The sequence below is a fragment of the Micromonospora sp. genome (genome assembly GCF_048594385.1).
GTDB lineage: Bacteria > Actinomycetota > Actinomycetes > Mycobacteriales > Micromonosporaceae > Micromonospora > Micromonospora wenchangensis.
On sequence record NZ_JBMDWU010000544.1, the window covers coordinates 19246 to 29236 of the forward strand.

At 72.0% G+C, this 9991-nt stretch carries 9 protein-coding genes; 1 reads left to right on the top strand and 8 read right to left on the bottom strand.

Translation table 11 applies throughout. The annotated features are described in order from the left end of the window. Positions 1-102 precede the first annotated feature (102 nt). The 4 genes from ACOJTC_RS29005 to ACOJTC_RS29020 all read right to left on the bottom strand — a co-directional run bounded on the left by ACOJTC_RS29005 (position 103) and on the right by ACOJTC_RS29020 (position 3898). Positions 103-1281, bottom strand: coding sequence for an ROK family transcriptional regulator (locus tag ACOJTC_RS29005; protein ID WP_420119266.1), 1179 nt, complete (start codon positions 1279-1281; stop codon positions 103-105). 344 nt (positions 1282-1625) lie between these two features. Then, a complete protein-coding gene (locus ACOJTC_RS29010) occupies positions 1626-2753 on the bottom strand; it encodes a YihY/virulence factor BrkB family protein (protein ID WP_420119267.1) in 1128 nt (375 codons plus the stop codon). Positions 2754-2912: 159 nt separating this feature from the next. Next, on the bottom strand, positions 2913-3104 hold the full coding sequence (locus ACOJTC_RS29015; RefSeq protein WP_420119268.1) for a DUF397 domain-containing protein: 192 nt from the start codon (positions 3102-3104) through the stop codon (positions 2913-2915). After that, positions 3095-3898 (bottom strand): helix-turn-helix domain-containing protein, encoded by an 804-nt coding sequence (locus tag ACOJTC_RS29020; RefSeq protein WP_420119269.1) that lies wholly within the window; start codon positions 3896-3898, stop codon positions 3095-3097. The genes ACOJTC_RS29015 and ACOJTC_RS29020 overlap by 10 nt, the downstream gene beginning before the upstream one ends. 412 nt (positions 3899-4310) lie before the next feature. Between ACOJTC_RS29020 and ACOJTC_RS29025 the strand changes: the two genes are divergently transcribed. Then, positions 4311-4556, top strand: coding sequence for a flavin reductase (locus tag ACOJTC_RS29025; protein ID WP_420119270.1), 246 nt, complete (start codon positions 4311-4313; stop codon positions 4554-4556). Between the two features lie 211 nt (positions 4557-4767). On the opposite strand, the gene ACOJTC_RS29030 is transcribed toward ACOJTC_RS29025, so the two are convergent. From ACOJTC_RS29030 to ACOJTC_RS29045, 4 genes are all read right to left on the bottom strand, one after another. Then, entirely contained in the window at positions 4768-5397 is a 630-nt protein-coding gene (locus tag ACOJTC_RS29030) for a hypothetical protein (RefSeq protein ID WP_420119271.1), read from the bottom strand. After that, complete coding sequence (gene dnaG, locus ACOJTC_RS29035; protein ID WP_420119272.1) at positions 5397-7271, bottom strand: DNA primase; 1875 nt, start codon at positions 7269-7271, stop codon at positions 5397-5399. Before dnaG ends, ACOJTC_RS29030 begins: the two co-directional genes overlap by 1 nt. Positions 7272-7356: 85 nt before the next feature. Next, positions 7357-9000 (bottom strand): BCCT family transporter, encoded by a 1644-nt coding sequence (locus ACOJTC_RS29040; protein WP_420119273.1) that lies wholly within the window; start codon positions 8998-9000, stop codon positions 7357-7359. Between the two features lie 73 nt (positions 9001-9073). Continuing rightward, positions 9074-9907: a siderophore-interacting protein gene (locus ACOJTC_RS29045; RefSeq protein WP_420119274.1), complete on the bottom strand. Its 834-nt coding sequence runs from the start codon at positions 9905-9907 to the stop codon at positions 9074-9076. Between the last annotated feature and the right edge of the window lie 84 nt (positions 9908-9991).

Sequence of the window (9991 nt, forward strand, 5' to 3'; positions counted from 1 at the left end):
TTCGCGACTGCGGGGCTCGCAAAACCGGCTCACTCCTCGCGCTCACCCGCGTCTCCTTCGTTCGCGACTGCGGGGCTCGCAAAACCGGCTCACTCCTCGCGCTCACGATGCCTCCCCGAAGGCGACGTCGCTGGCGAGGACGGCCGCGCCGGCCACTCCGGCGCGCGGTCCCAGCTCGGACAGGACGACCGGCAGGTTGCCGGTGGCCAGCGGCAGCGAACGGCGGTAGACCACGCTGCGGATCTCGGCGAGCAGGATGTGCCCGAGGTGGGCCAGCCCGCCACCGATGACGATCATCGACGGGTTGGTGAAGCTGACCAGGCCGGCGAGCACCTGCCCGACCCGGCGGCCCCCGTCGCGGATGAGCTGGATGCAGGTGACGTCGCCCTCGACCGCGGCCTCGGCGACGTCGCGGGCGGAGACCGCACCCCGGGCGGCCAGCCGCTCGGCCAGCGCCGGCGAGGTGCCGGTACGCGCCGCGATGGAGGCTTCCCGGGCCAGCGCCGCCCCGCTGAACACGGCCTCCAGGCAACCGGCGTTTCCGCAGGTGCAGGCCGGTCCACCGGCCTCGGCCTGGATGTGCCCGATGTCGCCGGCGCAGCCGTCGGTGCCCCGGTAGACCTCGCCGCTGAGGTAGATCCCGCACCCTATCCCGGTGCCGATCTTGACGAAGAGGAAGTCGTCGACCGAGTGGGCCACCCCGCCGTGCCGCTCGCCGATCGCCATGATGTTCACGTCGTTGTCGACCACCGCCGGGCATCCGTGCTCGCGGCTGATCAGCTCGCGTACCGGGTAGCGGTCGCAGCCCGGCATGATCGGCGGCGAGACCGGCACCCCGTCGCGGAAGCTGACCGGGCCGGGCAGGCCGATGCCGACGCCGTTGAGCCGCTCGTACGCCCCGTCCACCCGGGCCTTGTGCAGCAGGTCGTTGACCCGGTGCAGGATGGCCTTCGGGCCGGAGCGGATGTCGGCCGGCTCGGCGTACGCGGCGACCGGTTCGAGCCGCCCGTTGACCACCTCGACGTCGATCGAACTGGCGCCCATGTCGATGCCGGCGAACCGCAGGTGGGGGTTCAGCTCGACCAGGGTCGACCGGCGGCCGCCCCGGGAGGCGGCCAGTCCGGCCTCGGCCACCAGGCCCAGGCCGACCAGCCGTTCCAACTCGGCGAGGAGCCGGGGCCGGGGCATCTGCAACCGGTCACCCAGCTCGGCCCGGGACGCTGGCCCCTCGTCACGGAGCAGCCGTAACAGCTGCACGTGCAGGGGATCTGCCGTCCGCACGGGACTCACCTCCGCCTCAGGGTTCACATTGACGTCACGCCGTTGTGTTGTGGTCGACACAGTAGGAGACTTCCGTGGCACGTGTCCATAGCTTCGGTCGTTCCTCCGACAACTTTTGTCCGAACGAACAAAAGCTACTAGTGGATCAAGAAAAGGTTGACAGACCGAGAAATCTCCGCAACGACCTGCTACCGAGGCCGGGTGGGTGCCGCCCGGCGGGCCCGGAACGGGCGGAGGAAGCATTACCCGATCGCCCCCGGACATGACAAGACCCCGCCACGGTCGACGCGGCGGGGCGGGGTCGGTGGGTCCGGCGGGCCTCCCGGAGGCCCCCGGAGGCGGGGTCAGCGGCCGGGGGCGGCGTTGCGCTTCTTGCGCAGCTTGCGGTCGTCGCGCAGCTCGACGTACGGCTCCTCGTCCGGGTCGTGGCCGGCGGAGATGGCCCGGCCCCGCTCCAGCTCGGCGTCGAACTCGGCACCGAGCAGGATCGCGATGTTGCTCAGCCAGAGCCAGACCAGGAAGATGATCACGCCGGCCAGCGCCCCGTAGGTCTTGTTGTAGGACCCGAAGTTGCTGACGTACAGGGCGAAGAGGCCCGAGACCAGCAGCCACAGCAGCACCGCCAGCACGCCACCCGGGCTGACCCAGCGGAACCCGCCGTGCCGGGCGTTCGGCGACGCCCAGTAGAGGATCGCGAACATCAGGCTGACCAGCACCAGCAGCACCGGCCACTTGGCGATGTTCCACACCGTCAGCGCCGTGGAACCGAGCCCGATCGCGTTGCCGGCCTGCTCGGCGAGACCGCCGGTGAAGACCACGATCACCGCGGCGGCGAGCAGCAGCACCCCCACCAGGGCGGTCACCCCGAGCCGGATGGGCAGGGTCTTCCACACCGGCCGCCCCTCCGGCACGTCGTAGATGCTGTTCGAGGCCCGCATGAACGCGCCCACGTAGCCGGAGGCCGACCAGAACGCGGCGACCAGACCGATGATCGCGGCGACGCTGGCCAACCCACCCGACTGGCCGGCCTGGTCGATCGCGGTCTCGATGATGGTGCGGATGTTCTCCTCCGGCACCACCTGCCCGACCGTGTCCCGGACCCCGCTGGTGGCCCGCTCGCCGAGCAGGCCGAGGATCGAGATCAGCACCAGCATCCCGGGGAAGATCGACAGCACCCCGTAGTAGGTCAGCGCGGCGGCCCAGTCGGTCAGGCTGTCCTCCTGGAACTCCCGCCCGGTGCGCTTGAGCGCCGCCTTCCAGTCCGCCCGGTGCAGGTCGGCGGGGCTGTCCGGGCCGTCGTCGGGGCCGACCGGCCGGGTGCCCACGTCGGCCTCCCGCCGGCCGCCGCGCCGCCGGTCACCGGACACCGGCCCGCCGGACCCGGGCTCACCGGACCGCCGGTCACGGTCGTGCCGGGCTGCGGTCACGGTGGCCGCGTCGTCGCGGTCGGCGTGGGTCTCGTCGGAGGCCATCGCCCCTCCTCGGGGATCTGCGGGTGTCGCCCTCCGACTTGCCCCGCCGTAGCCGCCGCCTAACCCCCGAGCAGCGGCAGAGGTGACGAGGGGCACTCCCCCACCGGCGGGTGTGCCGGCATCGACCCGATCTCCGGGCCGCCGTTTCCCGCAGTCCCGCTAAGCCTTCCTTGCCGTTCCGGCGACGAATGCCCGCCAGGCGTACGGGTCGAAGGCCAGCACCGGCCCACCCGGGTCCTTGGAATCCCGCACCATCACCACGCCGGAAAGCTCGTCCGCCACCTCGACGCAGTTTCCTCCATCGGGGCCGCTACGGGTGCTCTTGCGCCACCGGACGTCACTCAGATCCATGTCTCCGCCACTTCCGCCATCAGTTCGAGGGATTGCTTTTGCGATAGTGCCTCGCCACGGATCGATTCCCACACCTCGACCATCTGCCGAACGTACTCGGCCCGATCGATAACCTGCCCGTGGCGCTGTCCGGCAAGGTAGACAAGGTCCTCAGCATGCGGTGAAGAGGCGAGCACGAACGGTCCACCGAGCCCGACGTATGCCCCGGCCGCCAGTGGCACCACCTGGATTCGGACTCGCGGCAACGTCGAGCCGACCTTCACCAGGTACAGCAATTGCTCACGCATCAACTCCGACCCACCGATGCGGCGACGAAGCGCGTGCTCATCGATGACGGCGGTGAGCAGTGGTGGCCGGTCCCGGGTGAGTATCGTTTGGCGATCGAGGCGCGTCGTCACCTGCTGTTCGATCTCGTCAGGGGCGAACAATCCGCCGCCGGACAGCAGCGCATGGGCATAAGCCTCGGTCTGCAACAGGCCCGGCACGCAGAGCGGTTCAAACGTCCGCAGCGCCGTCGCTTCCTGCTCGATGCCGGCCCAGTCCCGAAACCAGGGCACCACGGTTTCCCGGCTGATTCGGCGTTGGATGCGCTCGAACCGGCCGTCGGCGCCGAACACGGTGTCGCACCGGCGGGCGAAGTCGAGGCTCGGCCGACGTTCGCAGGTTTCCACCTTGGCGACGAGTGCGCCCGAATAGCTCAGCGCCTCGGCCAGCGTCGCCTGGGACATCCCGTGCGCGGCCCGCGCGAGCCGTATCTCCTCCGCGAAGTGGTCCAGCATCGACGAGCGCTCCACCAGACAGCCTCCGTACATGTTCGTACCGCCCGGAAGCGGCCGGCCCACGCCCCGGTCGTCGGCAGGGCGGACCTCCCACCGTAGCCGGAACATCAACAGAATGTCACCCAGCGGGACCGCTCCCGGGATCGGACGGTGGGCGGAACCAGGCCGGGAGCGTCCGTCGGTGTCGTCGGCGGGCGCTCCCCTCCACCATCGACGGAGGCTCGACCATGCGACAGGTTCTCGGATCGCGCTGCGGACTGTCAGGGCGTCCCGGCCCTCGTGCCGGTCGACCGGATCGGCCCGAGCCGGGCCACGACGGGCCGGGGCGCGGTCGCCCGACCTGGGGTGATCCTGGCCGGGGCAGCTCGGGCGGCGGCCACTGCACCCGGGTCGGGCCGGGTGGGAACGTGCGGGCGGGTCGGCGCTGATGCCCCGGTACCGCCCCCATGTGGCCGCCCGCCCCTCCTGGCGGTGCCGGGTGTGCGGGGCGGCCTGGCCGTGCTCGCCGGCGCGGCTGGCGCTGCTCGGCGAGTACCGCGAGGACCGCACCGCCCTGCTCGTCTACCTGGGCCTCCTGCTGGGCGAAGCCATGGACGACCTCGCCGCCCTGCACCACGGCGTCGCACCACCCGGCCTCACCGACCGCATCGTCACCTGGGCACGGCCCCGGTAACCCGACCACCCCGGCACACCTCGCCGGCCGCCAGGTGACGCACGATTCGCGGGGATCTTGGAAGATTTCGGCCCCCGGGAGGGCCGGAATCTTCCAAGATCCCGTAGCGCCAGGTCATGATCGACTCAGTGGGGCCGATACAGCGGCATCAGGTCGCGGCGATACCGCTCCATCGCCGACGTTGCGGTCGATCCCCCCGCCCGGCGGAGGCTCAGAGGTCGGCGGGGGCGGTGGCGGCGCGGGCGGCGGCGACGAGCTGGTCGGTTTCGGCGCGTACCTCGTCGGCGTCGACCGGGGTGCCGGGGTCGTAGCGGACCGTCCAGGTCAGACCGTCCGCCCCGGCCACCCGCCGGGCCGCGATCCGCCCCGAGCCGCCGGGCACCGGGTGCTGCTGGGTGTACGCCACCGAGCGGGTCACCCGGGCCCGCACCTGGTGCGGCAGGTCCCCCGGATCGAGCAGCAGGTACGTCTCGGCGGGACCGTCGGCGACCACCAGGTAGCCGTCCCGCTCGGCGGCCGTCGCGGCCGGGGTGACCGTCAGTTCCCGCCCGGACCAGACGGCCTTGAGGATGTCGTGCCAGCCCAACCGCTCCCCGCGACCCGGCAGCCAGAGTCCGAGGTTCGTGGCCACCAGCACCCCGCCACCGGCAGCACCACCACCGGCACCCACCGACGCACCGCCAACGGCCGACGCCCCGTCGACGGCGGACATCGGGTCAGCGGGCGGCGCGTCGTTACTGCTGCCGTTACCCGTGGCGGCCCAGGCCAGGACGCGTTCACCGGCGGCCAGGGGCGGGCGGGCGGCGGACGGCACCTTGCGCTTGCGGCCGAACAGTCCCATCAGAGTCCTCCCGCGGCCTGCTCGCGCAGGGCCCGCGCATGCTGTTCCAGCGAGAGCAGTTCCCCGAACAGGGCGAAGTACTCGTCCTTCTGGTTGACCGGGTTGATCCGCTGGATCTTGGACTTGAGGTCCCTGATCCGGGCGGTCACCGAGCCCCACTGCAACTGGGCGAGGGTGCTGGAGACGTACCTCGGATCGGGTTCGCCGTCGATCCGCAGCGGCTCCACCGCCAGCTCACCGACGAGCGCCTGGGCGGCCAGGTCCTCGCAGGCGTCCCGCACGGCACCGATCCACACCGCGCCGCCGGCCGCCACCGCCACCCCGCCGGCCGCCGCGATCGCCGTACGGACCGCGACGTGCACCGGGTGCCGGTACTCGGCGGCCTCGACCGCGTCGAACATCGGCCCGGCGAGGACCGGCTCCTGGAGGGCGAGTTTCAACGCCTCCCGCTCGACCATCGACTCCGGACTGTCCACGGCGGGCGCGGCCGGACGGGTCCGACCCCGGGGCGGGGCGGTGGCCTCCCGATCACCGGGAGCGTGCGCGGCGGCCAGCACCGCCCGCTGCACCGGCTCGATCTCCATGCCGAGGTCACCGGCGAGCTTGCGGACGTACTCGGGACGCTTCTCCAGGTCCTTGATCTTGGCAACCAGGGGCGCGGCCCGGCGCATCGCCTCCACCCGGCCGTCCACCGTGTCCAGGTCGTAGCGGTTGATCACGTGCCGGAGGGCGAAGTCGACGAGCGGCTCGCGGCGGGCCACCAGGTCACGGATCGCCAGGTCGCCCTTTGCCAACCGCAGGTCGCACGGGTCCATGTTGTCCGGGCTGACCGCGATGAAGGTACGCCCGACGAAGCGCTGGTCGTCCTCGAAGGCACGCAGCGCGGCCTTCTGCCCGGCGGCGTCCCCGTCGAACGTGAAGATCACCTCACCGGCCACCGCGTCGGTGTCGAGCAGCAGCCGGCGCAGCACGCCGATGTGGTCCGCGCCGAAGGCGGTGCCGCAGGTCGCCACAGCGGTGGGGACACCGGCCAGGTGGCAGGCCATCACGTCGGTGTAACCCTCGACCACGACCACCCGGCCCTGCTTGGCGATCTCCCGTTTGGCCTGGTCGATGCCGTAGAGCACGTGCGACTTCTTGTAGATCGGCGTCTCGGGGGTGTTGAGGTATTTCGGGCCGTCGTCGTCGTCGAAGAGCTTCCGCGCCCCGAACCCGATCACATCACCGGCGATGTCCCGGATCGGCCACATCAGCCGGCGACGGAACCGGTCGATCAGGGTGCCCGAGCGCGACGGCCGGGACAGCCCGCCGGTGACCAGCTCGTCGTGGCTGAACCCCTGCTGGCGCAGGTGCTTGGTGAGCAGGTCCCAGGCGTCCGGGGCGAAACCGCAGCCGTACCGCTGCGCGGCGGCCCGGTCGAAACCGCGCCGGGCCAGGAACTCCCGGGCCGGGCGGGCGCCGGCCGTGGTGAGCTGCGCCTGATAGAACTCCACGGCGGCGGCGTGCGCGGCCACCAGCCGCTGCTTCTGCCCCTGCTGCGGACGGGCCCGGGGCGCGGCCTGGTCACCCTCGACGTAACGCAGCTGGATGCCGGCGCGGTCGGCGAGCCGCTCGACGGACTCGACGAAGGTGAGATGCTCGGCGTCCATCAGGAACTTGATCGCGTCGCCACCGACACCGCACCCGAAGCAGTAGAAGACGTTACGGGCCGGTGAGACGTTGAACGACGGGCTCTTCTCGTCGTGGAACGGGCACAGGCCCTTGAGGTTGCCGCCACCTGCCGACTTCAGGGTCACCGTGTCCGAGATCACCTCGGCGATGGAGGTGCGCTCGCGGACCAACGCGATGTCCTCGTCCCTGATCCGCCCAGCCATGCGGTGCCACCCCCTCGGCCCTCCATCCTGCCCTGCCGGACCGACGATCCGTCGGGCGGGGGATGGCGGGTGGCGAACGCCCGGCTCAGCGGGGAGGACGGTGCAGCCAGCGGGTGACCGGGGGCGGGTTCTCCTCGTCGTACGACCGGGCGGCCCGCACGGCGGCGGACAGGCCGGACCGGCGTCCCCGGTCCGGGTGCGGGTTGACCGCCGGGTCCAGGGCCATGTCACGCAGCAGCGCCACGGCGAGCCCGAGCATCACCACCACGAACGGCAGCGCCACCATGATGGTCGCCTGTTGCAGGGCGGCCAGGCCCCCGGCGAGCAGCAGCGCGGCGGCGACCGCCCCGATCAGCACCCCCCAGAGCACCACGAGTACGCGGTGCGGGCGCAGTGCGCCGCCCGAGGTGAGCGCCCCCAGCACCAGCGACGCCGAGTCGGCGCTGGTCACGAAGTAGAGCGCGATGAGCACCATGGCCAGCACGCTGGTGACGGTCCCCAGCGGGAGCGCGTCCAGCAGCCCGAACAGCGCCTGCTCACTGCCCGCCCCGACGTCCGCCACCAGATCGCGGGTGCCGCTGGCCTGGGTACGCAGGGCGCTGCCGCCCATGATCGCGAACCAGATCGCGCTGGCCCCGCTGGGCACCAGCAGTACCCCGACCAGGAACTGACGCACGGTCCGCCCACGCGAGATCCGCGCGATGAAGGTGCCGACGAACGGTGCCCAGGAGATCCACCAGGCCCAGTAGAAGATCGTCCAGGACCCGAGCCACGCCGGGTCGGAGAACGCGCCGGTACGGGTGGACATGAACACCAGGCGGCTGAGGTAGTCACCGACCGAGGCGGGCAGCACCTCCAGCGTGTAGATCGTCGGCCCCACCACGAACACGAAGATCATCAGCGCCACGGCCAGCAGGACGTTGGTGGTGGACAGCCACTTGACCCCCCGGTGCAGGCCGGAGAAGGCCGAGACGACGAAGGCCAGGGTGAGCGCGCCGATCACGGTCAGTTCCACCGACCGGGTGTCCGGTACGCCGGCCACCAGGTCCAGACCGGCGGCCACCTGGAGCGCGCCGAGACCGAGGCTGGTGGCCGAACCGAAGACCGTGGCGAAGACGGCGAGCAGGTCGATGGCCCGACCGGCCACCCCGTCGGCCCGCGCGCCGAGCAACGGGCGGAACGCGGCCGAGATCCGGTTGTCCCGCCCCCGACGGAAGGTCGAGTACGCCAGCGCCAACGCGGTGACGGCGTAGATCGCCCACGGGTGCAGCGTCCAGTGGAAGAGCGTGTACTGCATGGCCGCCGCCCCTGCGGCCGGGGTCTGTGCCGCGACGCCGGTGGCCGGTGGCGGGGCGGCGTAGTGCTGGATCGGCTCGGCCACCGCGAAGAAGACCAGACCGATGCCCATCCCCGCGCTGAACATCATGGCGACCCAGGCCAGCGTGTTGAACTCCGGCTGGTCGTCGTCGGCACCCAGCCGGATCCGGCCGTAGCGGGAGGCCGCGACGACCACCGCGAGCACCAGGAAGGCGTCCGCCGCGACGACGAAGAACCAGCCGAAGGTGCCGATCACCCAGGCCAGCCCGGACTCGCCGAAGTCGGCCAGCGAACCGCGCGCGGACACCCCCCAGAGCACCACCGCCAGCACCCCGCCGACGCCCAGGGTGAGCACCACCGGGTCGGGCCTGCCACCCACCCGCGCATCTACGTCCCGCGCCTGCTCAGCCATGGTCACATCGTCCCGCCCGGTGACCCCGGCAGCGGACGATTGCGCCCATTGCCACGGCCGTGGACGGTGGTGATCAGGTCAGGACTTCGGCCTCCTCGGCCTCCACCTGGCGGTTCCAGTCGGGCTTGGTGGAGCGCCAGCCCTCGTCGTCCATGCCCAGCCGCCAGTATCCGGAGATCGACAGCGCCTCCCGGGGCACCGACCGCTCGACCCGCAGCAGCCGGCGCAGCTCCTTGACGAAGGTGGCCTCGCCGTGCACGAAGGCGTGCACCCGGCCGGGCGGGAACTCCAGCTCCCGCACCGCCGCGACCAGGGCCTCGCCGACCGGTCGGCCGGCCCGGTGCAGCCAGGTCAACGCCACCGCGCCGGGGCTGGGCAACGACTGCTCGTCGGCCGGGTCGGCGATCTCGACCAGGACGACCGCCGGGGCGCCCTGGGGCAGCCGCTCCAACGCGGCGCCGATCGCCGGCAGGGCGCTCTCGTCACCCACCAGCAGGTGCCAGTCCGCCGTCGGGTCCGGCGCGTACGCCCCACCGGGGCCGACGAACAGCACCTCGTCGCCGGGACGCAGCCGCGCCGCCCAGGGCCCGGCCAACCCCTCGTCCCCGTGGTGCACCACGTCGATGGTCATCTCACCGGCCGCCGCATCCCAGGCCCGCACGGTGTACGCGCGCAGTCGGGGCCACTGCTCCCGGGGCAGCTCCCGCTTGACCGCCGTCAGGTCCAACGGCCTCGGCAGCTCCACCCCCTCGGGCGGAAAGACCAGCTTGACGTAGTGGTCGGTGAACTCCCCCACCGGCAGCCCGGTCAACTCCTCCCCACCGAGAACGAGTCGGACCAGGTGCGGGGTGGGCCGTTCGGTCCGCACCACCCGCGCCGCAGTAACCATCTTGGAGCGCTCCGCCATAGAACTAAGGCTACCCTAACTCCCCCACCCCTCTCCCCCCACCCCTCCGCCCCGCCCCGCCCCGGTGATCAAGAGGTTTGCGTC